Genomic DNA, 24,016 nt, shown 5'->3' with positions numbered 1-24,016 from the left:
GCGTTTGTCGGAGCCGTGTCCGCGGCGGCGGCCCTCGGGCCGTCCGTCGCGCACGCGGCCGAGCTTCCCGAACCGACGTTGCGGCTGCCGGAGATGCCGCTGCACGATCCGTTCATCGTGGCGGATCGCTCGACGCGGACCTACTTCCTGTACACGTCGAACGTTCGCTCGATGACCGGCGTCCCTGGGGTGGGGACGATGGTCTACCGGAGCCGCAACCTGCGTGACTGGGTGGCGCCCTCGGTCGTGTTCACCCTTCCCGAGGGCGAGATCTGGGCCCGGCAGGGCGGCTGGGCGCCAGAGGTGCACCGGTGGCGTGACCGTTGGCACCTGTTCGTGACGCTGCACAACTCGTCGCGTCCGTTGCCAGTTCCGCCGCCGAACCAGTACGGGATCCCGGCGCAGCTCCCCAACTACATGCGCGGAACGATCGTCGCGTCGTCGTCCTCGCTGCTCGGGCCGTTCGTGCCGTTGGATCCCTCGCGGCCGACGCCACCGGAGTCGTTCATGACACTGGACGGCACGTTGCACGTGGACCGGAGCGGGCAACCGTGGATGGTGTACGCGCACGAGTGGCTACAGAAGATCGACGGGACGATCGAGGCGATCCGGCTGTCTCCGGATCTGACTTCTACCGAGGGCGATCCGGTGCACCTGTTCAAGGGCTCGGACGCATCGTGGATCGGCGAGGAGGTGCCGGCGCCGTCGACGCACCAACTGCTGCCGTACGTGACAGACGGGCCGCAGCTCTATCGCGCGCCCGGCGGCGCGCTGCTCATGCTGTGGTCGACATGGGCGAAGAACGCGTTGAACTCCGACGGCACGGTGGGAGGCGACTACGTGCAGACGTACGCGGTCTCGCGCTCGGGCCGGCTGACCGGGCCGTGGTCGCAGGGCCGTCCGCTGGTTCGGGAGGGGAGCGGGCACGGGATGCTGTTCCGGTCGTTCTCCGGGGAGCTGATGCTGGTGCTGCACCGGCCGTTCGAGAACGCGCGGGGCAAGCTGTACGAGGTGGCGTTCAAGCACGACGGTGGCCTGCGGATCCTCCGCCAGCGGACCGACCTGGACGGCGGCGGGTAGAACCTTCCGCGCCGCCCGTGCGTCTTCGAGGCATGAGAGCCGCGCTGGCAATGGCGGGCCTGCTCGTCATGGCGGCCTGCTCGGGTCCGTCCACGGTGGCGGAGTACGCCGCCGAGGAGAAGCTGGAGTGGACGAAGGGCGGGCGGCCCGTGCCCGGGCCGGGGATGGTGAGCCATCTCGGGCCGGAGCACTGCGAGTGGCAGTCGTCGACGTTCCTCTACGTCGGGACGCACACCTACCTCCGCGACCCGGAGAACGTGGTCGGCAACGGCTTCCGCGCGGGGCTGCGCCAGGGGATCGAGCTGCCGGCGGACGCAAGGGACACGGGGCTGCGAGCCGGCGCTCTCGAGGTGTGGCTGTCGCCCAGCGACCAGGGCGCGTTCCTGCGGGTCGGTGCCGATGTGGAGCGGTGGCCGCGGGTCGATGGGCAGGTCGGCTGTGGTTAGCCGAGCCAGCCGGGGCGGACGAGGCCGGCTTCGTAGGCGAAGACGACGAGCTGGGCGCGGTCTCTCGCTCCCAGCTTGATCATGGCGCGGCTCACGTGAGTCTTGGCCGTGGCGGGGCTGACGAACAGCTGCTCGGCGATCTCGTCGTTGTTCAGACCCGTACCGACGAGGGCGACGATCTCGCGTTCGCGGTCCGTCAGCATGGTGAGGTCCGGCAGGTTGACCGGGTCCTTCGAACGGGACGCGAACTCCGCGATCAGCCGCCTCGTCACGCTGGGCGAGAGGAGGGCGTCGCCGGACGCGACGGCGCGGACGCCGCGGATGAGGTCGACGGGTTCGGTGTCCTTGACGAGGAAGCCGCTCGCGCCCGTACGCAGTGCCGCGAAGACGTAGTCGTCGAGCTCGAACGTCGTCAGGATCACGACGTGGACGTCCTTCAGCGCCGACTCGTTCGCGATCAGCCGCGTCGCCTCGAGCCCGTCCGTCCCCGGCATGCGGATGTCCATCAGCACGACGTCGGGCACCGTCTGGCGAACCACCTCGAAGGCCTCGGCGCCGTCGCTCGCCTCGCCGACCACGGAGATGTCCGGCTCGTTGTCGATCAACGCGCGGAACCCAGCACGCACGAGCGCCTGGTCGTCGGCGAGCACTACTCGGATCATTCCGCGCCTTCCGTGGGCAAGGTTGCCTTGACACTGAAGCCGCCCTGCGGCGACGGGCCGATGCGAAGCTCCCCGCCGAGTGCCTCGGCCCGTTCGCGCATGCCGACGATCCCGCTTCCGCCGGTCACGGTCGACGCCGCACCGCGACCGTTGTCGTCGACGCTGACGACCAGCTTGCCGGGCTGGTGGTCGAGCTTGACCTTCGCGTGGGTGGCGTGGGCGTGGCGTACGACGTTCGTCAACGCCTCTTGAACGATCCGGTACGCGGCGACGTCGACGCCCAGGGGGAGGGCACCGTTCTCTCCGTCGCTGTCGACCGAGACGTCGAGCCCGGCTTGGCGAGTACGGGCGACGAGCTGGTCGAGCCGCTGCAGGCTGGGCGCCGGCTGGGTGGGCTCGGGCTCGTCGACCTGACGGAGTACGCCGAGCACGGAACGGAGCTCGACCAGGGCTTCCTTGCTGGCTTGCTTGATCGCGGTCAGGGCGGTGCGGGCCTGCTGCGGTTGGGTGTCGATGAGGTGCAGCGCGACGCCGGCCTGGACGTTGATCAGCGAGATGTTGTGCGCGACCACGTCGTGGAGCTCGCGCGCGATGCGAAGACGTTCGTCGGAGACCTTCGTGTCGGCCTCGGCCTGGCGGGCGCGCAGGTGTGCGGTGACCCATTTGGTCCGCAGCTGCAGCAGCTCGGCGGCCCCGAGGATGGCCGCCATCCAGCCGGCCGTGAGCATGGCGGTGGGGAACAGCGACGGCCCGCCGGGCGTGTGCAGGAGGCGGCTGCCCGCGAAGTGCAGGATGAGCAGGCCGAACGCCGAGCCCCAGGCGGCGAGCCGCCGACCGTTCGCGATCGCGAAGAAGGCGGCGACGATCGGGCTCAGGATGATCGGGCCGTACGGGTAGCCGATCAGCATGTAGATGAGCGTGACCTTCGCGGCGCCGATGACGACGAGGGCGGGGAACCGGTGGCGCCACCAGAGCATCGCCGGGCCGGCGGCGAGCAGCACGTACGCGAACCAGTCGGGCTCGACCCGTTGCGGCTGGCCGCGATGGGCGAAGGTGGAGACCAGGACTTGGACCAGGGCGATGCCGCCGACGAGCAGCGCGGACGTGAGGGTGGGATGGGCCTCGCGCCATCGCCGCCACGATTCGGTCCGCATGGCATCGAACGCTAAGCCACGGCGCCCGTCTCTGACATCGACCGGCGGTCGATCACGCGGGTACGCCCGGTGGAGTAGCGACCGAGTGGGTGTCCGGATGGTGAGACGTGGTCTTGGGATGTGAGATATCTCGACGGCGATGGGATGGCTGCCCTTATCGTCGTGAGTGGTCATGAGTGCCAGCGCATAGCCCCGGCTTGCTGGCCGGCAACCCTCCTCCGCGGTGGGGTGCCCCGGGTGAAGACCAGGTCGTACCGAACCCGTTACGGCAAGCGCGGGACCTTCCGGGTCCCCGATCCGAAAGGTCCACTCGAGAGATGACTGCCCTGGACACCCGGCCCGAGACCTGTCCGGCCACCGCGACCAGCGCCGCCACCACTGCCCAGCCGCTGTTGCCCGTCGTCGGCGGCGACCTCAGCGTTCCGCTCGTCACCGGCGAGTGGCGCCGGTACGTCAACCTCGACTACGCCGCCAGCGCGCCGAGCCTCAAGTCCGTGGCCGAGCACCTGAACGAGGTCCTCCCCTACTACGCGTCAGTCCACCGCGGCGCCGGCTACGCGAGCCAGGTCAGCACCCGGCTGTACGAGAGCGCGCGCACCACGGTCGCCGAGTTCCTGAACGCCCGCGAGGACGATGTCGTCGTCTTCACCCGCAACACCACCGACGCGCTCAACCTGCTCGCGACCTGCCTGCCGAACGACGACGGCGTGGTCTTCCTCGACATCGAGCACCACGCGAACCTGCTGCCCTGGCAGCGCGTCAACCACCGCTGCGTCCTCGCCGGCACCACCCAGAACGCCACGCTGATCGCGCTGCGAGCCGAGTTGCACGCCCGCAAGGCCAGCCTGGTCGCGGTCACCGGAGCCTCGAACGTCACCGGCGAGCTCCTCCCGCTCCAGCAGATCGTCGAGATCGCCCACGCCGCCGGCGCCCGCGTCGTCCTCGACGCCGCCCAGCTGGCCCCGCACCGCCGCATCGACCTCGAGGAGACCGGCGTCGACTACGTCGCGTTCTCCGGGCACAAGCTGTACGCCCCGCACGGAGCCGGCGTGCTCGTCGGCCGCCGCGACTGGCTGGACGAGGCGCCCGCGTACCTCGCCGGCGGCGGCGCCGTCCGCGAGGTCACCGTCGCAAGCACCCAGTGGGCCGACGCACCGCAGCGGCACGAGGGCGGGACGCCGAACGTGCTCGGCGCCGTCGCGCTCGCCCGCGCCTGCACGGCCATCGCGGACCTGGAAGAGGGGGCGCTCGAAGAACACGAGTCCGCATTGCGGGATCGACTGCTCGACAGGCTTGCGCTGCTGGACCATATAAAGGTGCACCAGATCTGGCGGGACAGCCCGGACTCGATCGGTGTGGTGGCGTTCTCCGTGGACGGCTACCACCCCGGGTTCGTCGCCGCCTATCTGTCGGCCGAGCACGGCATCGGCGTACGCGACGGCAAGTTCTGCGCACACCCGCTGCTGAGCCGCCTCGGCGCGAACGACGGCGCCGTGCGCGCCAGCTTCGGCGCCGGCAGCACGACCGCGGACGTCGACCGGCTCGCGGACGCGCTCGACGCGCTGCTCACCCGTGGCCCGCGCTGGACGTACGACACCGTCGAGGGCCGCTGGGCCCCGAGCCCCGACCCGCGCCCGACGCCGGAGTGGCTCGACGACGACGCGCCCGTGGCCACCGGCACGGCGCCATGCGAGAGCGAGCCCGCATGGTGAGTCGCTTCCTGCTTGACGTGTTCTGGAACGGTCGCCGCGGCGACCACTTCGATGAGCGGTGTCGCCTCGCGCGCACCGCTGGCTGACTCACACCCCTGAGAGCTCCCCAGCGGTACCCCTCGAACGTTCTAATTCCTAGCAGTTCGATCGGATTCGTTGGAGACCAGGATGACCACCACGGAGCTCTCGTTCAGCCACCACAACGGCTACACCCCACCGGTCGGTCCGACCGTCGCCGCCGCGGCCGCGCTCGTGCGCCGGATCGGCGCCGACGCCGACCTCTGGGAGGAACTGGTGCGGTACGGGGAAGGCGACGAACGCTGGTTCGAGCGCCTGTTCCTCGATCCCGAGCACGACATCTGGCTGATCGCCTGGCTGCCCGGCCAGAGCACCGGCCTGCACGACCACGGCGAGGCGCTCGGCGCGTTCACCGTCGTGCGCGGCACGCTCACCGAGACCACCGTGCACCCGCGCAGGCCGCGCGACCTCAACAGCGGCCTGGAGCCGGTCGATGTCGTTCGCCGGCAGATCCACGAGGGCCGGGTGCGCGGGTTCGGGTACGAGCACATCCACGACGTCGGCAACTTCGGCACCGAGCCCGCGGTCAGCATCCACGCGTATGCGCCGGAGCTCACCGCGATGACGCAGTACGTCCTGGAGGACGACCGCTTGCGGGTGGTGGCGTCGGAGCGGGCGGGGGTGAACTGGTGACCATCGACGCGGTGCTCGAGCGGACGCGGCAGCGGCTCGACCGAGTCGACGCCGAGCAGGCCTGGGCGGCCTGGCGTACGGGTGGCGCGCTGCTCGTCGACATCCGGCCGGTCGCGCAACGGGCCGCGGAGGGGTCGATCCCGGGCGCGCTGGTCATCGAGCGGAACGTGCTGGAGTGGCGGCTCGACCCCACCAGCGAGGCCCGGCTGCCGCAGGCGACCGGGTGGGACCTGCGGGTGATCGTGTTCTGCTCGGAGGGGTACGCGTCCAGCCTGGCGGCCGCGACCCTGCAGGACATCGGGCTCCGGCACGCCACCGACCTCGCGGGCGGCTTCGCGGCCTGGCTGGCGGCCGGACTGCCGTGGACAAGGGAGGACCTGGAGCCGGCGACAGCCGAACCCGAGGCGCTCTTCCTGCTCTAGGGTCGCCCTCATGAAGTTCACCGTCTCGATCCAGGTAGCCCTCCCACGTGAGCGGGTGGTCCAGCTGGTCGCCGACCCCGCCCACTTCCCGAAATGGCTGCGTGGCTTGGTCGAGCACGAGCCGATCAGCGGGGCGCATGGGGAGGTCGGCACCAAGTCGCGGGTGGTCATCCAGACGGGCCAACAGAAGGTGGAGGCAGTCGAGACCATCACCCGACGAGAGCCGGCGGACCTCAGCCAGCTCCCGACGGAGACCGTCGTTCAGTACGACCGCGAGCTCACCGTGCAGGGCATGTGTAGCGTCGTGCGCGACCGCTTCACCGAAGCGGGTCCGGACCAGACGCTCTGGGAGAGCGAGAGCGAGTATCGGTTCAGCGGCCTCATGATGCGGTTGGTGGGGCTCGTGATGCCGGGAGCGTTCCGCAAGCAGACCGAACAGTACATGCAGGACTTCAAGGCGTTCGCCGAGCAGGGAACGGACGTACGCGACACCGCGTGACCCAGCGGCGGCTGAACAGCACAAGAAAGATGGCCGGACTCGCGAGAAGCGAGCCCGGCCATCCGGGGTCTTACAGCCGAACCAAACCGAGTTACAGCTTGGCCGGTCCAGCGGCGTCGGCCTCGGCCTTGGCGGCCGCGCGGCGCTCGGCGGCCTTGGCGCCGAGCTCGTCCGCGTGGTCGACGGGGGCCAGGCGGGCGCCGGACGGAGCCGGCGGCAGCAGGTCGACGAACTGGCCCGTCGTGGTGCCACGGACGCGGTTGTTCGCACCGGTCGGCGCCGGGTCGTTCCCGTCACCGGACAGGTTGCCGCGGATGATCACGTTGGACAGCTCGACCGACGCGGTGTTGGTGGAGATGTCGACGTTCTTGTTGAAGAACGACGCGCCGGTGCACTCGACCGTGGGGCCGTCGGCGCCGAGCTGCAGGTGACCGCTGTTGCCGCTCCAGCTGCTGTCGCCGTACACCTCGCTCTCGCAGAGCACACTGCCCTCGGCGTTGCCGGAGACCGTCAGCGTCTTCTCGAGCACCGAGTTGTACACGTCGGTGTAGCGCGTGCCCTGGCCCTTGACGAGCCCGAGGACGTGCGAACCGTCGAGCAGCAGCTCGCCCTTCGCCTGCGCGTCGACCTGCTTGTTGATGGTCGAGCTGACGGCGTAGGTGAAGTTCTCGTTCGCGTTGGCCGCGTCGCCACGGGCGAGGACCGCGCCGGTCACCTCGGACGAGTCGAGGTAGCTGCCGTACGCGTTCTTGCCGCTGACGTTGCCGGTGATCGTGGTCTCGGTGGCGTCGAAGTAGGCGCCCTCAGCCAGCGTCACGGTGCCCTCGAACCGTCCGCCGACGACGATCAGGTCGGCGCCAGCGCGCACCGTCACGTTGCCCTGGACGACCGTACGGTCCAGCGTGCACGCCTTGCCGGCAGCCACGACGAGGTCGTTCGGCACGGTGACCGGACCACCCTCGCCATCGCAGAAGGTGACCAGGCCGGCCTGCGCCGATCCGGCGATTCCCACCACGGTGCCTGACACAGCCAGGGCTGTGGCGGTGAGCGCAATGCGCAATCTCATGTGGAAAGCCCTCCCCAGAGTTTTGGTCGCTGTACCTCCCGGCCGCGACCAAGTTTGACCCCATGGCTGCACGGAACCGGGCGGGTGCGGATCGATTCTTCGTCAGGACGGGTGTCCCTGTGAAGGAGTTTCAGGCTCTTTCTGCCGCTCCCGGCCATGATCCTGCCATCTACGGCGTTCCACGCCAGGCCGAAACCGGACGCGGTGGAAAGCCTTCACCCGTTGGTCATCCCGGAGTTGGCCAGACGAGTCCTTGCGGCTGGGACGACGAGCGGCGTTCCCGTCTCCGGATCGTCGATCACCCGGCAGCGCAGATCGAAGACGCGCTCGACGAGCTCGGCGGTCATCACCTCACTCGGAGCACCGGTCGCCACGACCTCGCCGTCACGCATCACGATCAGGTGCGTCGCGTACCTCGCCGCGTGGTTGAGGTCGTGCAGAACGGCGACCAGGGTGCGGCCCTGCTGCTCGTGCAGGTCCGCGCACAGGTCGAGCACCTCGACCTGGTGGGCGACGTCGAGGAACGTGGTCGGCTCGTCGAGCAGCAGCAGCGAGGTCTGCTGCGCCAACGCCATCGCGAGCCAGACGCGCTGTCGCTGTCCGCCGGACAGCTCGTCCACATACCGCTCGGCGAGGTCCGTCACACCCGTCTGCGCCATCGCCTCGGCGACCACGGCCTCGTCGTCGCGGGACCACTGCCGAAGCAGCCGCTGGTGGGGATACCGTCCGCGCGCGACGAGGTCGGCCACCGTGATCCCGTCCGGCGCGATCGAGGTCTGCGGCAGCAGCCCGAGCCGGCGGGCGACCTCCTTGGACGGGTACGAGGAGATCAGCTGCCCGTCCAGGAACACCGAGCCGTGCAAAGGCTTCAGCATCCGCGCGAGCGCACGCAACAAGGTGGACTTGCCGCACGCGTTCGGACCGATCACCACCGTGAACGACTGGTCCGGGATGGTGACATCCAGCTGCTCGGCGACGACGCGCTTGTCGTACGCCAGCCGCACCTGGTCAGCGTGCAACCGACTCGACGCGTGTCCGTTCGTGGCGTTCATGACCGCCCCGACCTCCATTCCCGGGCCAACAACCAAGCGAGGTAGCAGCCGCCGACCGCTCCGGTCATCACGCCGACCGGCAGCTGCGTCGGCGCGAGCAGGCGTTGCGCGGCGAGGTCGCTCACCGCCAACAAGAACGCGCCCATCAACAACGAGGAGAACAAGCCGACACCGGGCCGCTTGGTGAGCCGGCGCGCGAGCTGCGGCGCCGCGAGCGCGATGAAACCGACCGGACCGGCGGACGCCGTCGCCACCGCGGTCATCGCGACCGCCAGCACGATCAGCCCGAGGCGGGAACGTTCCGCGTTCACGCCGAGCGCGCGGGCCGCGTCGTCGCCCATCTCGAGCATCGACATGATCCGACCGAAGAACAACGCGGCAGGAACGAGGAGCAGCAACGCGATGCTCACCGGCTGGACGTGTTCCCAGCCTCGCCCGTTCAGGCTGCCCGTCAGCCAGACCGCCGCGCTCTGCGCGTCGTGGACCTCGGCGCGGGTGAGCAAGTACGAGTTGACGGATGTCAACACAGCACTGACACCGATGCCGACGAGCACGAGCCGGTAGCCCTGCACGCCGCGCTTCCACGCGAACAGGTAGACGAGCAGCGCGGTGACGATGCCGGCGGCGACGGCGAATCCCGCGACCGCCATCGTGCCGAGGTTCAGGATCAGCAACGCGATCAGCGCACCAGTCGCCGAGCCGGTGGTGAAGCCGATGATGTCCGGACTGCCGAGCGGGTTGCGCGACAGGCTCTGGAACATCGCGCCGGAGATGCCGAGGGCACCGCCGACGAGGAGGGCGGTGAGTACGCGCGGCAGCCGCAGCGTGAGCACGACGAACTCGGTCGCCCGCGTTCCCTCACCCAGCAGCGTGCGGACCACGTCCGGGATCGGGATCGGGAAGTCGCCGGTGCCGATGCTGACGACCGCGACGGCGAGCGAGGCCGCCACGAGGATGACGCAGACGATCGTCGCGCGGAGGTCGATGCGGAACGAGAACCTGCCGGAGCGGGTCCGTACGACCCGGCCGGGAAGCTGGCGTGTGGGCTGCTCGAGAGTGGTGGTCATAGCTGCGCGATCCGGCGTCGGCGGACGAGGTAGATGAAGAACGGTGCTCCGACGGCGGCCGTGACGATGCCGACCTCGAGCTCGCTCGGCGGGACCACGATCCGGCCGATGATGTCGGAGCCGAGCAGGAGGATCGGGGCGAGTACGACGGAGTACGGGAGCACCCAGCGTTGGTCGGGACCGGTGATTGCCCTTGCTACGTGGGGGATTGTCAGCCCGATGAAGCCGATCGGCCCGACGGCGGCGGTGGCGGCGCCGCAGAGCAGCGTGATGGCGACGGCGCCGAGGATCCGCGTCCGGCCGATGTGCGCGCCGAGCGCCTTGCCGGTGTCCTCGCCGAGCGCGAGGGCGTTCAGCGGTCGGGCGAGGGACAGGCCGACGAGGAGTCCGGCGACGAGGAACGGCAGCACCTGCATGACCACGTCCGACTCGCGGCCGGCGAGTGAGCCGACGGCCCAGAAGCGGAAGCGGTCGAAGACCTCTGTATTGGTAAGGGTGATGGCGGAGATGTACGCGGTGAGCGCCGCGCCGATCGCCGTCCCCGCGAGCGCGAGCCGTACCGGCGTGGCGCCACTCCGGCCGGTCGCACCGAGGACGTAGACGGCGAGGGAGATCGCGGCGGCGCCGGCGAACGCGAACCACACGTACCCGGTGAGGCTGGTGACGCCGAAGAAGCCGATCGCGGTGACCACGGCGGCGCTGGCTCCGGCGTTGACGCCGAGCAGGCCGGGGTCGGCGAGCGGGTTCCTGGTGAGCGCCTGCATGAGTGCGCCGGCGAGGCCGAGCGCCGCGCCGACCGCGACGCCGAGCAGCGTGCGCGGGAGGCGGAGGTCGCGGATGACGATGTGGTCGGTCGAGCCGTTGAAGTCGAACAGAGCCTGCAGAACGGTGGGCAGCGGGATCTGCTTCGAACCGACGGCGATGCTCAGCAGGACGACGAGAACGAGGGCACCGATGCCGATGAGCAGGCCCAAGCTCCGGAGCGCGTTGGTCGTCGTCCTGGTCCGCTTGGGTTCGTCGGTGTCCGCCGTACCGCTCGAGACGCGCGGCATCTCCGCGGAACGTGGCATGGAGTCCCTCCGACCGACTGCGCTTCCCAGGTCGTGCCGGCGTCATCGCTGGCCACAACCAAGATAAGGCTAACCTCATCACCCCGGACCGGCCCAGCGTATGCCGCATCCGGACCGTCTGGTCACGGTCAGCGAGCCGCCAGTTACACAGAGACCGACACCTGGGCGCGTTCTCCGTTCGGGGCGACCATCGCCAGCGTCGCCGTCATGGGGGTCAGCACCCGGATCAGCACCTGGTACTCGTGCGGCTGGTCCTCGGTCAGCCGGACCGCCTGGATCGGCCGCACCGGCGGGAACGGGCCGATCTGCCGTGGGATGTCGTCGAGTTCGAAGCTGGCACGGACGAACGCGCCGGGGAACAGCCCCGCGCGTCGCGCGGAGACGGCGAGAACGTACGGCGGCTGCGCGTCGATCGGCGCGTCGGAGCGCACCTGCACGATGACCCCGCGGCCGGCGATCGCGAACGCGTCGAGCAGCACCAGGGTCGGCGGCTGCACGGTCACCGGCGGAACCGTGACCGTGCCCGCGGTCAGCCGGCCGATCGGATCGGCGACCCGGACGGTCACGTCGAGGGGCTGTGCGGCGTCGGCCCGCGTGAGCCAGACGGCCAACGGCGTTCGACCGGCCGCACGTTCGCCGCGCACCAGCACCGCGCCCGGCGCGGCTCCCGTTGGAGCGGGGCCGGCGACGACAGACCCGACGGTCACGTCCTGCAGCGGGACCGGGTCGACGTCGTTCACGCCGGTCGCGCCTGGGCCAGTGACGCCGACCGACACCCGATGCGACCCCTGCGGTACCTCGCGCATGGGTGCGGAGGTCGAGGTGGTGACGAGCACCAGCTCGCCCGACCCGATCGGCACCGCGACCAGTGGCGCGAGGTCGGGGGCCAGCGGCGGCAGGACGCGGACGAGGACGGCGTCGCCCGCGGGAGACGGCAGGCCGCGGACGGCCTCGACCGGCACGGAGTCGACCGCCACCGCGACGGCGCGCACGAACCAGTCGTCCCAGGAGGCGGGGAACGCACCCGACCATTCGGCGCCGTACGTCAGCTCGCCGGTCACCGGATCAGGTGGCGCGGCCGACAGCACCGCGGGCACGGTGGCGAACGCCGGCCCCATCGTCTCGAACGAACGGGCGGCGACCTCCGAGCGCGTCCGGAACACGCGGAACTCCCGCACCGGCACCTTGCTCATCGCACCGAGCGACAACGTCACAGCACCGCTCGCCCCGAGGACCGAGGACACCACCGGCGCCGAAGGACGCCGCAGCCGAGGCGCGGCCACCGCCTGCAGATCCTCGTGCCCCGCCGTCGGCCAGGGCGACTCGATGCCGGACCGGGAGAGCGTGGTCACCACGAACAGATGGATGTCCGTCGACCCCTTGGGCAGCGCGACGTCGGTCTCGCGCGCGGAGCCCGGGAGGACGAGAAGTCGGCGGAACACGGCCCGGCGCTTGTCGGCGGGCATGGCGTCGTACGCGTTCCACAGCTGTTGCAACCGTACGCCCGGGAGCGTGCCCTCCGGCGCGCGGTCCGGTAGGCCGACCGACTGGCGCAGCGCGGTCTCGGCGATCTCCCAGACGATGATTCCCTTGTCTGGTTGAAGATCCGCACCGGCAGGGATCGACCAGTGGACGCGTACGTGCGAACGCCCTTGCGCGTCGGGCGCGCTTCCCATCGGCACGCCGGGCGGCGGAGGAGGGGGGATCGGCAGCACGGGAACGGGACTGGCGGCGCTCGTCAGCGCGGGCGAGGGTCCTGGCGCGAGGCCGGAGGTGGTACCGATGAGCAGGTCGCTCCGCGTCCACAGCGCGACGCCCCAGCGCGAGGTCGCGCCGAAGTCGAGCGTGGGTACGGAGATCCGGACGCGGTACCGCCGGCTCTCCTCGCCCTGCGCGGGGCCAGGTACGACGACGTCCTCGCCAGCGGAGTCCAGGTGCTCGACGGTGACGCCGCCACTGCCCTGCAGCTCCGCGCCTGCGAACGGCAGCGAGACGTCGCGCCGGAAGCAGCCCGCCGGGGCCGGTCCGAACGGCGTCACTCCCGCTGGTGGCGGCGTGGTCGACAGTGCCATCGGGAACAGCACCGCGAACACGTCGACGGCGGTCGGGGTCCGGTCGAACCAGTCGAGCGCGAGCTCGACCTCGAGCGTCGCCGGGCACTGCGTCGAGCCCGCGTACTGGGTGCCGAGCGTCATCGCGATGATCCGCGGCCGCGGCGGGGCCGGCTCGTCGCCGGCGTACAGCGCGTCCTCCCAGCGGGACCAGACGCCGAACACGTCCTGCCACGCCACCGGGTAACCGGGCTGCCGACCGCCGCTGCCGAGCGGGATCTCGGCCGCGGCGTCGACCATGCCCGTACGCCCGAAGCCGGGCGTGCCGAGCGGACCGTCCGGCACCGGGAGCAGGGGGCGGAAGTCGCCCGCCGACCGCAACGGCAGCAGGCATTCGGCCGACGGGTCCGCGGGAGAGTCGAAGCGCGCGAGCGCGGCACCGGTCCCGAGGCCAAGCGCGGCAGACGCCTGGCGACGGTCCCACGAGACGCGGATCGTCTCGCGCCACGGCGCGTCGGGGACCTCGGGCGCGACGAGCCCGTCGCGTACGGCCGTGACGTTCGTCGGTGTCGCCGTGGCGGCGTGCTCGCCGGGCGCCGGAACGTACGCCGCGAGCTGCGCCGAGCCGGACCGGTCCGGCAGGTCCTCGTACTCGCCGGTGACCATCAGGTCGTCGTTGCCGACGAACGGCCCGTCGTGCCCGCCCTCCCACGCGTACGCGGTGCCGAAACCCAACGCCAGCGAGAGGAACGGGTCGGCGCTCGCCGGCAACGCCAACAAGGAAAGAGGAGAGAGCTTCGCCTCGGCAGGATGCGCCGCACTCGGCCCGTCGACCGCGAACGTGTCCTCGAGCAGCTGCTGGTCGTACGGCCGCGGCTTCAGCGCGGACCCGTAGACGCTCTCGATCCGCGGCAGCGTCTCGTCGCGCACCTCCTTCAGCAAGGTGAGGTGGTCCGGTGGCGACCAGGGCGGGGCGGTCCTTCCCGTGCTCGTCGCTGGGAACCAGCCGACCTGCGGGCCACCGCGCGCGAGCCGCTGCAGCGCGGCCTCGAGTGGGCTGACCGGCGCGTCGAGCAGGCCTTGCGCGCTGGTGTCGTACGACGTGCCTGGCCACGGATCGTCGACCGGGAGCCCGACGCGTTCGAACGGCTTCCAGTCCCCGTCGTTCACGACCTGGTCGAGCGTCTCGATCCGGACGGACGGGTTGCCACCGTTGATCAGCAGCGCGCGGGTGCCGCCCGAGCACCGCACGACCAGCCGCACCCGCGCGCCGGGGACGGGGAACGCCGCGGCCGAACCGACGGCGTTGTTCAGGCTGAGGCCGCCGCGCGTGACGAGCAGTCCCACGGCGCGGCTGGGGTCGATCGGGTCACACTCGACCTCGACGTACGCCACCACCTTCGTGAACGTGAGTACAGCGCCACCGTCGACGGGACGCGGCTCGACCTCGATGCGATCCGGGCGGTCCTTCTGCGACCGGCGCCAGACGAGGAACGGCTCGAACGGCACGCCGAGCTCCTTGGCACACGACCAGCGCAGCTGCACGTCGAACGGCCGCAGCCTGCGCGGCCCGGCGAACCTGCGGCCGGCGAACCTGGCCTGCTGCTCGGCGATCTGTCCCCACGGGATCCTGGCTCCTTCGGCGCGGAACCAGTACGGAAAGGCGACTCGGCGGGCCATCAGTCGTCAACCTCCCAGGGCGCGCGGTCCAGGATCACGCGTACGGCCTCTGCGCGCTTCTCCGCGGTCCCGGCGAGCGCGTCACCTGCGACGACGAGGTCGAGCCGCAGCTCGCTGCCGCGCGATCCGGCGGCGAGCAGGACCACGGCTCGCGTTCCGCCTGGTCCCTGCACGACTCGGGTCACGGTGGCTGGTGGCGTGTCGCCCGCGACGGGCGGAGTCGTCCGCGGTCGCAGCGACAGCCAGTCCTGCTCGACGGCTGCCCACCACTTGTGTCCCGGACCAGCCGAGGGATCGGGCGGACCGGCGACCTGCGTCGGCATCGGGCGCGAACGCCACATCGCCTCGCTGCACTCGACCACGACCGCGACCGGCTGCGGGACCGCGTCGCCGGACCACAGCACCTGGACCGCCGGGTAGCGCGGCACGTGCGGAACGGCGAGTCCGGCTGCCTGGTAGGCCGCGTCGAGGATGTCGCCCGCCGGCTCGACCGGCAACGCGCCGAGCGCGGTGGCGTTCGGTACGTGCCGATTCTCCAACACCGCAAGGCGAATCAGCTTGGCCAGATCGTCGACGGTCTTGAAGCGGGAGGTGGTGAAGCCGATCCGGTGCACCAACAGGCCGGCCGCGTTCGGCGCCGCGCCCTTGGCGACGGCCTCGACGTCGACGAGGTAGTCGGTCAGCGGCTGTAGGTCGTACGGCAACGTCAGCGTCGTGCCGTACGTACTGCTCCCGCTTCCGTCGGTGCAGGGCAGCTCGTCGAGCAGCTCGGTGACGGCCTGGTTCCACGGCGGCATCACGCTGCCGAGCGTCGGGCTGAGCGGTCCCGCGACACCGGTCGGATCGATCGCCCCGCCGAGGAGCGGCTCCAGCACGAGGAAGTCGCCGCCGCCGGGCGGCTCGGGGTGGAAGCCGGAGGATGCCTGCACGCGGACGCGCAGCTCCTTGCCGTACGCGTCGTACAGCGCGGCGACGTTCTGCGTGGCCAGCGCGATCCGGATCGGCTCGGCGCAGAGCACGCCGGTCTCGTTCGTCGACGGCGCGCTCGCGAGCAGCCACGGACGCAGATCGGTCGGCAGCTCTTCCGGCCCGTCCGCGGCGAAGCGGAACTCCTGCGTCCGCTCCGGTCCCCACGTCTCGGGAGCGGTCGCCGACGGCTTGGCCTCCTGCTCCAGGAACTGCGCCCGCCAGCTGACTCGCACGGTGTAGGTGAGGGACGGCTTCAGCAGCGCGACGTCGTTCGGATCTTGACTGAGCGTCGACTCGAGCAGGTCGCGGTCCTTCGTCACGACCTCGGTGTCGTAGTCGAATCGCCAACGCTCGTTGGTGGAAACGCCGGTGGCGGCGATCAGCCAGAACGGCGTTCCGACGAGGTTCGGCTCGTCGCGGACCGCACCGATCACGACGTGGTGCGTGCCGCGCGGTACGTCGACGACCACGCGGACCAACAGCAAGAGGCGCTGCTTGGTCGCCACGCGAGCGGCGAGCCGGCCGGCCCGTTCGATCGGGTCCGCCCAGGGTCCGGCGGGATCCGTCCACTCCGGTGGGAGCGGGTTGCCGGGCACGACCATGTCCTCGGGGCGCACCGGCTGCTGGGCGAGAACGGCGCCGTTCGCGTCGACACAGTTGACGATCAGCCGCTCGTTCAGCATTTGCTCGTTCACCAGCATCAACAGCTCGAACGCCTCGAGGCCACCGTCGAGGTCCAGGCGTACGGCGTTGCCGAGCTCGGCGGGCTTGAAGCCGGTCTTGTCCCAGACCTGCTTGACGATCTCGCGTTCTTCCTCGGGAGCGTCGGGTGCGGGCTCGGGCAGATCGCCCGTCGGGGAACGCAGGATCCGGCCCTGACAGCTCAGCGGCAGGTTGGACAGGTCGGGATCCCACGCCGTGTCGACCCACTCCGACGCGACGTCGGCGAGCGAGGTCCCGGTGGCCAGCAGGTCGACCACATCCTGCAAAGCGCCACCGCTGGTCGGCATCGCGGCGTTGCTGAACGAGGTGGGGTTGCCGTTCGCCCACTCCTGCAACGAGTCGACGTGGGTGATCTCGCCGTCCGGGCAACGCACCGCGTCGCCGACCACGATGGCGGGATCGGTCCCCTGCAAGGCGTCGGCGAGCGCGTTGCCGGTCCGCCAGGGTTCAGTGACGACGAGCTTCGCGTCGACCGGCGTACTCCGGAAGTCTCCGGGGCCGTCTGGCCAGGGCACGCCGGCGAGGGTCCAGCCGATCCGGCTCGGTCCGGTGGGCTTGTCGTCGAACGTCCACAGCACGTACGCGGCAGGCGCGACCGGTCCGCAGATGTGTCCCCACTGCTCGTGCACGGTGGTGGTGAGGCTCTCTCCGTACGGGACCGCGCGCGGCGTCGGTGTCGGGAGCCAGGACAGCAACGCGAGCGCGGGACCGAGCTGGGACTGGCCCGGCGCGTTCCGCGGCCACCAGGTCGCGGGCGTCTTCCCGGTGGGCGGTGGCGGCTGCAGGTCGCCGACGAGCTCGACCTTGGTGACCTGATACCGCCACCACTTGTCGCCCTGCCGTACCCACGGGTCGGCGCCGACGCCGGACGTGCCTCGGGCCTCGCCACCGAGCACGATGTTGCCCGCCTGGACCATCGGCGGCACCTCGAACATGACGACGGGCACCGCGTCCAGCGGAACGGTCGGCGGGGCCTCGCTCGATCCCTGCGCGACGGCGTCGGCGAGCGTGCCGTCCACGGCACGGTCGGTCGCGCTGCCCTCGACCAGCGCGGGCGAACGGCTCACCAGCTTCACCCCGGCGACCAGGTCCGGCGCGACGGGATCGGGCGGCTCGCTCTCCCCGATCGTCAGCTCGATGCAGCCCTCGATCTCGAAGAAGAACAGGTCGACGCTGCCGCACACCTCGCCGTGGATGTACGTCTTGTCCACGACCGTGCCGTCCGGCTCGAGCTGCCGGCCGACCAGGACGGTGAGCTCCGCGCTCGCCGAGACGCTGACCACCCAGAGCCGCAGCTCGCCTCGGGCGTAGATCCGCCCGCCGATCGCGTACGGGTCGAACGACACCAGCGCGTCGAACCCGGCCGCGACCTCGAAGTACAGGCCGATGGACTTGCTGCCCATCAGCACGGCCTGCAGGTGGAAGCCGACGGCGATCGCGAGCCCGTTCGTCGCGATCGGCAGCCCGGGGATCGAGAGCGTCGTGCCGTCGCCGTGGATCATCAGGTAGCCGGTGCCGCGGAAGACGTCCAGCACCGAGACCGTGACGGGCTCGGTGTACGTGCCGAGGTCGATGAACCAGTTCCGCGACTGGTTCAGGTCGAAGAACGCGGTCACCGGCACGCGGATCTTCAGCAAGTCCACGACGTTGTACTCGGCGACGATGCCGATCGTGATCGTGCCGCGGCCGAAGTCGAGGTCGAGCACGGCGAGGAACGTCGCGCTGCTCTGCGACTCGAGCACCGGCGGCAGCTTCAGCACGTCGGCCTTCATCATCAGCATCAGCCGAGGTCCGGGCAGCTCGACGAGCACGATCCCCTTCAGGTGCAGGAGGAACCCGCCCTCGGCGGTGCCGAGCAGCAGGCCGGCGGCGATCGCGAAGCTGCCGGGCTCGAGCTGCCAGCCGGCGGGGTGCATGACGTTGAACCCGCGCTCGGGCGTCATCTGCGACTCGAGCCACTTCAGCGCGGGCGCCTGCACGCCAGTCGGCTCGTTCCTTCTGTAGTTGGTGCCGACGCCGCCGAGGAAGCCGAAGATGCCGAGCCCGGAGTTGCCGAGCGGCAGCGGAACGGGGAACTCGACACCGGCACCGACGAGCAGTCCGGTCGTCCCGTTCTGCTGTTCCAGCGCGAGCGTCGCGTACGCGCGGATGCCGACCGACGGGAGCGTGATGTCGAACGCGCCCTTGAAACCGAGGTCGGTGATCTCCAGGTAGCCGGTGCCGTGGATCGCGCCGGGGATGTCGAGGGTGGCGCTGAGCTTGGTGAGCTCGAGGCTGTTCGGCGGCGGGTCGAGGCGGAACCGTACCCGCGCGGTGTCGACGGTGACGACGCCGAGGTCGACGCCGAGACCGACCTCGACCTCCAGGAACGCGGGGTTGAGCCGGCTCGCCTTGATGCCGAGCACGCGCAGGAACGAGTCGAGCGGCGGCGCGGCGAGCAGCGACCCGGCGGGGATGTCGAGCGTGTACCCGCGGCTGGGGTCGAAGACCGGCAGCGGGATGTACTCCAGCTCACCGCCCGGATCGGGCTCGGCGTCCCAGGTGCTCCGGATGCCTACGGCCTTGTAGCGCGTGAGGATCGGGTGTGCGGGGTCGACCTTGATGATGCCGAGGTCGAACGAGAACGCGGTCTCCAGATCGAGCAGGATGCTGACCCGCGTCGTCGTCGGTCCGCTGCCGGTGACCGGGTCGACGATGCCGTCGCTGACGACCAGCTCGCCGCCGCGCAGGATGACGTGCTTGGTCGTGAACTTGTCACTGGCACCGAGCGCGATCGCGCTGGCGCCGACGAGCGCGAGCGGGACGAGCTCGCCGGCGGTCGGGCTCGGTGGCGCGGAGGCGGCGAGCAGCGGTGCGAGCGCGGTGACCGCGCCGAGGATGTCGAGCGCGGTGCTGCCGGTCGACGACTCGACCTTGGCGAGGCCGTCCAGGTCGCCTTCGATCGCGCGGAACTCCGCCGAGGTCAGCCAGGACGAGCGGTCCTCGGCGATGCGGAAGCGGACGAGGAACGTGCAGATGCCGTCGCTGGGGTTCGTCCGCGCGGGGAGCTCGTCGTTGGTGAGCTTGTCCAGGCGTGCCTCGGCGGCCGTACGTACGTCGAACTCGCCGTACACCTCGGCGCGGACGAACGTGCCGCGGATCAGCTCGACTCTTACGCCGAGCTTGCGGAAGCAGTCCGGGACGAGCGGGCGGGTGGGCTCCGGGTCGACCTCGGTCGAGGTCGCGGGCGGTCTCGTCAGCTCGGCGGTGATCGTCTCGGTGATCGGGTTCGCGAGTCCGGGGGTGGCGGTCGCGCGCCACCACTTCGGCGAGGTGGCTGCTGGCACGCCGGTGCCGCCGGCACGGGCGGGCCCATGTCCGTGCGCGGTGCCGGGGGTGACGTTCGTGAAGCCGAACGTCTCCTTCAACAGGTAGACGAGGACGTCGCGGCGGCGCTCACTGAGGGCGAGGTTGTACGCGATCGTCCCTTCGTCGTTCTTGTTCTCGTACGACGCGAAGCCCTCGACGGTGAGCGGCGTGGCCGCGGGGAGCTGGGCGAGCCGGGCCTTCGACTCGTCGCTGAGGAACCGTTCGGCGCTGCCCCAGCCGGTCTTCGACGACGCCTGCACTGTCGCGTGGTTCGTCAGGTTGTCCGCCCAGGCGGTAGGTCCGCCGGGCTGGAACTCCGAGGCCTTGGGACGTTCGAACAGCGTGTAGAGGCTGAACGGCTCGACCGCCGCGGGCGTGACCGTCCGCGTGGCTGTCACCTGCACGGTCGCGCCGGCGGCGACCGGGATCTGCGCGGTCTTGCCGGTGGCCGAGCCGCCCGGCCAGGACCAGGCGAGGTCGCCGCCGTCGTCCGGGGTGAGCGACACCGTGACGGTGAGGCCGACCGGTGCCGAGACGACGACCCGGTGGCCGGTGGTGCTCGTGGTCCGCGGCTTGACCTCGTTCTCGCCGGGCGGGGTGGGCGTACCTCCGGTGCTGGCGCGCTTCTTGACCTTGATGCCGCGCGGCTGGGTGTGCAGGCCGGCGTCGGTGACCTCGATGCTCAGCGTCAGCTCGCCGGTATCGGGGACGAGGATCGTGCGCCGGTCGAGCGTCGTCGGGTCGGCGTTGTTCACCAGTACGCGGTACGTGTACGGCGCGAGGCCACCGCCTGCCGTGATGTAGAGCGTCGCGCTGTCCGGGAGCTCGACGACGGCGTTCGTGTTGGCGTTGTCCGCGACCGGGTACCACTCGCCGGCGGGTCCCTGGAACGCGAGCCGCACCGTCGGGTTCGTGCCGCGGTTGACGACCTCGGCCTCGAAGAGTCCGGTGACGCCCTCGTGCTGGCCGATGCCGACCCACAGGTCTCTTACCCCGGCGCTGGCGGCGAGTCCTTCGAGGCCTTCGGGTGCGACGAACAGCCGGACCTCGGGCAGGTAGAAGCCCTGCCAGGCGTCGGGTTGGGTCCGTGCGTTCGCCGGAACCCCGGCGGGTCCGGCGTCGCCGGTCAGGTCGAGCGTGGCGCTGCGGAACGCGAAGCCGACGACGTTCCCGGGACCGATGATCGCGTGCGGCGGCTCCATCCGGATGAAGTCGAAGATCTGGTCCTGCGGCGGATGGTTGTCGAGCGTGCTGCTGAGCAGTTTGGGCTCGAACCCGCCTGCCGCCGGTCGCAGCAGCTGGAGCTTGATCGCGGGGAGATGGAACCGGACGTTCACGTTGTTCGGATCTGGTCTGAGCTGCCCCTGCGCGTCGAGCTTCGCGCCGCGCAGGAAGGGGAGCCGGACGATCGCGTTAGGGGTGTCGAGGACCAGCCGTACGGTGCCGTCCGGATCGCCGCCCGGACCGGTGAGCCGCAGACCGAGCTCGATGTCTATGTCCGGTTGGGGAAACACCAACGGCGTGCCGGTGTTGAGGCTGTCCGAGCGGCTGGTCTTGCCGCTGCCGAGGTCGACGCTGAGCGGTTTGTCCCCACCTGCTCGGGTCTTCCAGACACGCCAGGTGAATCCGTCGTCTTCTGTCCGCGTCTCCTCGGTGGGGGTGTCGACGCTGTCGAGCACGGGCTCGAGGTTGTCGAGAGTTCCACCCTGCTTGAGCGACGAAGGCAGATCGTCCCAAAGACTCATGCGATCCCCCTCTGCCGAACAGGAATAGCAGATCGGCGCGCGCGTGGTCGGGGGTTCGCGCGAAGTGGTTGGGGTCAGATTCCGGCGAGGCCCAACAGCGTTTCGGCGGCTGGGGTTCGCTCGTAGAAGATCTGCTTACCCACACGTCGGCGACGTACCAGGCCAGCGCGGTGGAGGAGGCCGAGGTGGTACGAGACGGTGGGTGGCGCGAGGAGCTGTCTCGCGGCGAGATGGCTTGCGGCGCGGGGCACGTCGAGATCCTCGAGGAGCTGGGTGCGCCTGCCGCCGATCAGGCTCGTTTTCGGTTGTTCTGTTGGCGTTTCGGCGTTCCAGACCTTCGCGCTGCCACGGGCGCGGTAGCCGAGCATCACCCGGTCCAGCGACTCGATCAGGCAGAACGGTCGCGCCTCGGTGAACACGCAGGGCGCGAGCACGAGGCCGTTCGCGTTCGCGGTGAGGTCGACCTCGTGCGGCGACTCGAGTGTGAGCACCTCGCCGTCCCAGCGCAGCGCTTGGTGGAGGTCGGCGAAGAGCTTGGCCGCTCCCTCGGTGGCGAGGCTGCGGCCGCGGACGAGCAGGTCCTCTTCGAGCACGGTCTTGATCAGTTGCCAGTCCGGCGCGAGCGCGATCGTCCAGTACTGCTCGAGCACCGCGGCAAGCCGCTCGGCGAACGCGGCCTCGCCGTCGCGCAGTGCCTTCGCGATCGGCTCGGGCATCGGGCGGCGCAGCTTGTCGACGGCTTCGGTGGCGATGGCCCTCGTCCGTACCGGGTCGCCGTCGAACGCGAGGTTGAGCTCGAACGCGATCCGTTCGGGGCAGGCCGTGGCGACGGTGGCGAGTTCCTCGTCGATGGTCGGGGCGGCGGTCGCGGGGATCGGGTACAGGAAGTCCGGGATGTACCAGGACTTCCGGTCGACCAGCTCCCGCAGGAGGGTGAAGTCGTCGCCGAGGTCGACCTTGGCGAGCCGTTGCCGCGCCGTACGGACCCACGGTCCCGCGTCCGGGAGGCGCGAAGGGACGACGACCGCCATCAGGCTCGACATCGCGTGCACCAGCGGGGACACGGCGAACCGCGTCCTCGTCAGCTGTTCGGCGTCGAGCCGGATCCGGAACACGCTTCGAAATCCTTCGCATCGTTTGCCGCCGTACGCGGCGCGAACCAAGGGTGAGGCTCATGATGCGACGAACCCTGGCCGCTGTCGCCTGCGCGGCATTGACCGTGACCATGCTGCAATCCCCGGTCGCGGCCGCCGCGGCCGCCGACCATGGGCCGCGGCTCTCCGACGCCAAGCCCTGCGACGGGCAGCCCGGGTTCACCTGCGCCACGTTGACGGTGCCGCTGGATCACCGTGGCCGGACGCCTGGGCGGTTGGAGCTGCGGGTCGCGTACGCGGACAACGCGAACGCCAAGCGCGGCGTGCTGCTCGCGCTCGCCGGCGGGCCGGGGCAGGCGGGGCTGCGGTTCGACACGTTCAAGCGCGCGCTCGCGCCTGTGCTCGACGACCACCAACTGGTGATGATCGACCAGCGCGGGACCGGCGTCGAGGGGGCGCTGGACTGTCCACAGCTGCAGGCTGAGCGGGGCATCCTCGACTACGACGTTCCCACGCCCGCCGCCGTCCGGGAGTGCGCTCGGTCGGTCGGCTCGAAGCGGCAGTTCTTCGCGACCGCCGACACGGTCGATGACCTCGAGCTGCTTCGCCGCGCTCTGGGCGCGAAGAAGTGGACGATCGACGGCATTTCGTACGGAACGTACGTCGCCTCGCGGTACGCGATCAAGCACCCGTCCCGGGTGAAGAAGCTGGTGCTCGACTCGGTCGTCCCGCACACCAACCTCGACGCGTTCGTGCCGGAGATGCTGCACGCGAACGCCCGCGTGCTGCGCGAAGCCTGCGCGGCGACGGGCTGCACGACCGACCCGGCAGCGGACCTCGCGGCGGTCGTCCGCGCGACCGATCTCGGACCGCAGCTGCTGAACACGATCAGCGTGTACGGGATCGTCGACCCGAACTACTCAGGCTTGCCGCAGATGCTCGCGGCGGCCCGGGCCGGGAACCTGGCGCCGATCCAGGGGTTGATCGACGGCGTCTTCCAGGCGACGCGGGGGCCGGCCGACGACCACAGCCAGGGCCTGATGCTGAGCACTTTGTGCGCCGAGGAGCGCTTCCCGTGGGGCAACTCCGCGACACCGGAGTTCCTGCGGCAGCCGCTGCTGGACGCCGCGTCACGGCGGCTCGCGCCGGAGAAGCTGTGGCCGTTCGACCAAGAGACGGCAAAGAATCACGGGATCATGCACCTCTGCCTGCCGTACCCGCGGACCGCGGTGCGGCCGGTCGCGCAGCCGTACAAGCTGCCGCCGGTCCCGGCGTTGCTGCTGGCGGGGACGCGGGACCTGTCCACCCCGGTGGAATGGGCACGCTGGCAGCTGTCGCGGACGCCGCGTGGAGAGCTGGTCGTGCTCGAGGGATTCGGGCACTCGGTGCAGTCGCGGACGACCGACGACCGCGGGCGGAAGGCAGTGGAGGCGTTCCTGGATCGTGGCTGACGCTTCCTGACCGG

The 24,016-nt window shown here is 70.6% G+C and carries 16 protein-coding genes and 1 riboswitch; of the genes, 7 read left to right on the top strand and 9 right to left on the bottom strand.

The window, feature by feature from the left end; translation table 11 throughout:
- Positions 1–15 precede the first annotated feature (15 nt).
- Positions 16–1,080 carry a glycoside hydrolase family 43 protein gene (locus tag JOD67_RS05680; protein WP_205115973.1) on the top strand — a complete coding sequence of 355 codons (1,065 nt, stop codon included), beginning with the start codon at positions 16–18 and terminating at the stop codon, positions 1,078–1,080.
- A gap of 32 nt (positions 1,081–1,112) precedes the next feature.
- A complete protein-coding gene (locus JOD67_RS05675) occupies positions 1,113–1,526 on the top strand; it encodes a hypothetical protein (protein WP_205115968.1) in 414 nt (137 codons plus the stop codon).
- On the opposite strand, the gene JOD67_RS05670 is transcribed toward JOD67_RS05675, so the two are convergent.
- Together JOD67_RS05670 and JOD67_RS05665 are read right to left on the bottom strand one after the other, a co-directional pair.
- Positions 1,523–2,188: a response regulator transcription factor gene (locus JOD67_RS05670; protein ID WP_205115967.1), complete on the bottom strand. Its 666-nt coding sequence runs from the start codon at positions 2,186–2,188 to the stop codon at positions 1,523–1,525. The genes JOD67_RS05675 and JOD67_RS05670 overlap by 4 nt on opposite strands.
- Positions 2,185–3,342 carry a sensor histidine kinase gene (locus JOD67_RS05665; protein WP_205115966.1) on the bottom strand — a complete coding sequence of 386 codons (1,158 nt, stop codon included), beginning with the start codon at positions 3,340–3,342 and terminating at the stop codon, positions 2,185–2,187. Before JOD67_RS05665 ends, JOD67_RS05670 begins: the two co-directional genes overlap by 4 nt.
- A gap of 168 nt (positions 3,343–3,510) precedes the next feature.
- A riboswitch (SAM riboswitch) is annotated at positions 3,511–3,623 on the top strand.
- A 36-nt stretch (positions 3,624–3,659) separates the two neighbouring features.
- On the opposite strand from JOD67_RS05665, the gene JOD67_RS05660 reads away from it, so the two are divergent.
- From JOD67_RS05660 to JOD67_RS05645, 4 genes are all read left to right on the top strand, one after another.
- Positions 3,660–5,054 (top strand): aminotransferase class V-fold PLP-dependent enzyme, encoded by a 1,395-nt coding sequence (locus JOD67_RS05660; RefSeq protein WP_205115965.1) that lies wholly within the window; start codon positions 3,660–3,662, stop codon positions 5,052–5,054.
- A gap of 168 nt (positions 5,055–5,222) precedes the next feature.
- Entirely contained in the window at positions 5,223–5,765 is a 543-nt protein-coding gene (locus tag JOD67_RS05655; protein ID WP_205115964.1) for a cysteine dioxygenase, read from the top strand.
- Complete coding sequence (locus JOD67_RS05650; RefSeq protein ID WP_307782289.1) at positions 5,762–6,187, top strand: rhodanese-like domain-containing protein; 426 nt, start codon at positions 5,762–5,764, stop codon at positions 6,185–6,187. The genes JOD67_RS05655 and JOD67_RS05650 overlap by 4 nt, the downstream gene beginning before the upstream one ends.
- A 10-nt stretch (positions 6,188–6,197) precedes the next feature.
- Positions 6,198–6,686, top strand: a complete 489-nt coding sequence (locus JOD67_RS05645) for an SRPBCC family protein (protein WP_205115963.1) — start codon at positions 6,198–6,200, stop codon at positions 6,684–6,686.
- 91 nt (positions 6,687–6,777) lie between these two features.
- Here the strand turns inward: JOD67_RS05645 and JOD67_RS05640 are convergent, their stop codons facing one another.
- From JOD67_RS05640 to JOD67_RS05610, 7 genes are all read right to left on the bottom strand, one after another.
- Positions 6,778–7,752, bottom strand: coding sequence for a hypothetical protein (locus JOD67_RS05640; protein ID WP_205115961.1), 975 nt, complete (start codon positions 7,750–7,752; stop codon positions 6,778–6,780).
- A gap of 215 nt (positions 7,753–7,967) precedes the next feature.
- The gene (locus JOD67_RS05635) at positions 7,968–8,804 is read right to left on the bottom strand and encodes an ABC transporter ATP-binding protein (RefSeq protein ID WP_205115959.1); all 837 of its coding nucleotides are present in this window, start codon (positions 8,802–8,804) and stop codon (positions 7,968–7,970) included.
- A complete protein-coding gene (locus JOD67_RS05630) occupies positions 8,801–9,871 on the bottom strand; it encodes a FecCD family ABC transporter permease (RefSeq protein WP_205115957.1) in 1,071 nt (356 codons plus the stop codon). The genes JOD67_RS05635 and JOD67_RS05630 overlap by 4 nt, the downstream gene beginning before the upstream one ends.
- On the bottom strand, positions 9,868–10,941 hold the full coding sequence (locus JOD67_RS05625; RefSeq protein ID WP_239553733.1) for a FecCD family ABC transporter permease: 1,074 nt from the start codon (positions 10,939–10,941) through the stop codon (positions 9,868–9,870). The genes JOD67_RS05630 and JOD67_RS05625 overlap by 4 nt, the downstream gene beginning before the upstream one ends.
- 143 nt (positions 10,942–11,084) lie before the next feature.
- Positions 11,085–14,672, bottom strand: coding sequence for a hypothetical protein (locus JOD67_RS05620; RefSeq protein WP_205115956.1), 3,588 nt, complete (start codon positions 14,670–14,672; stop codon positions 11,085–11,087).
- Positions 14,672–21,457: a DUF6603 domain-containing protein gene (locus JOD67_RS05615; RefSeq protein WP_205115954.1), complete on the bottom strand. Its 6,786-nt coding sequence runs from the start codon at positions 21,455–21,457 to the stop codon at positions 14,672–14,674. The genes JOD67_RS05620 and JOD67_RS05615 overlap by 1 nt, the downstream gene beginning before the upstream one ends.
- A gap of 74 nt (positions 21,458–21,531) precedes the next feature.
- Positions 21,532–22,572 (bottom strand): ArsR/SmtB family transcription factor, encoded by a 1,041-nt coding sequence (locus JOD67_RS05610; RefSeq protein WP_205115953.1) that lies wholly within the window; start codon positions 22,570–22,572, stop codon positions 21,532–21,534.
- A 59-nt stretch (positions 22,573–22,631) separates the two neighbouring features.
- Between JOD67_RS05610 and JOD67_RS05605 the strand changes: the two genes are divergently transcribed.
- A complete protein-coding gene (locus tag JOD67_RS05605; RefSeq protein ID WP_205115952.1) occupies positions 22,632–24,002 on the top strand; it encodes an alpha/beta fold hydrolase in 1,371 nt (456 codons plus the stop codon).
- Positions 24,003–24,016: the final 14 nt, after the last annotated feature.

Source organism: Tenggerimyces flavus (genome assembly GCF_016907715.1).
Classification (GTDB): domain Bacteria; phylum Actinomycetota; class Actinomycetes; order Propionibacteriales; family Actinopolymorphaceae; genus Tenggerimyces; species Tenggerimyces flavus.
This window is presented reverse-complemented; position numbering and strand designations above follow the sequence as displayed.

Excerpts from the sequence above, each read along its gene's own strand:
- JOD67_RS05675 (WP_205115968.1), top strand. The coding sequence starts at position 1,113 with ATGAGAGCCGCGCTGGCAATGGCGGGCCTGCTCGTCATGGCGGCCTGC.
- JOD67_RS05605 (WP_205115952.1), top strand. The coding sequence starts at position 22,632 with ATGATGCGACGAACCCTGGCCGCTGTCGCCTGCGCGGCATTGACCGTG.
- JOD67_RS05620 (WP_205115956.1), bottom strand. The coding sequence starts at position 14,672 with ATGGCCCGCCGAGTCGCCTTTCCGTACTGGTTCCGCGCCGAAGGAGCC.
- JOD67_RS05640 (WP_205115961.1), bottom strand. The coding sequence starts at position 7,752 with ATGAGATTGCGCATTGCGCTCACCGCCACAGCCCTGGCTGTGTCAGGC.
- JOD67_RS05635 (WP_205115959.1), bottom strand. The coding sequence starts at position 8,804 with ATGAACGCCACGAACGGACACGCGTCGAGTCGGTTGCACGCTGACCAG.
- JOD67_RS05630 (WP_205115957.1), bottom strand. The coding sequence starts at position 9,871 with ATGACCACCACTCTCGAGCAGCCCACACGCCAGCTTCCCGGCCGGGTC.
- JOD67_RS05655 (WP_205115964.1), top strand. The coding sequence starts at position 5,223 with ATGACCACCACGGAGCTCTCGTTCAGCCACCACAACGGCTACACCCCA.
- JOD67_RS05660 (WP_205115965.1), top strand. The coding sequence starts at position 3,660 with ATGACTGCCCTGGACACCCGGCCCGAGACCTGTCCGGCCACCGCGACC.
- JOD67_RS05665 (WP_205115966.1), bottom strand. The coding sequence starts at position 3,342 with ATGCGGACCGAATCGTGGCGGCGATGGCGCGAGGCCCATCCCACCCTC.
- JOD67_RS05625 (WP_239553733.1), bottom strand. The coding sequence starts at position 10,941 with ATGCCACGTTCCGCGGAGATGCCGCGCGTCTCGAGCGGTACGGCGGAC.
- JOD67_RS05615 (WP_205115954.1), bottom strand. The coding sequence starts at position 21,457 with ATGAGTCTTTGGGACGATCTGCCTTCGTCGCTCAAGCAGGGTGGAACT.
- JOD67_RS05670 (WP_205115967.1), bottom strand. The coding sequence starts at position 2,188 with ATGATCCGAGTAGTGCTCGCCGACGACCAGGCGCTCGTGCGTGCTGGG.
- JOD67_RS05645 (WP_205115963.1), top strand. The coding sequence starts at position 6,198 with ATGAAGTTCACCGTCTCGATCCAGGTAGCCCTCCCACGTGAGCGGGTG.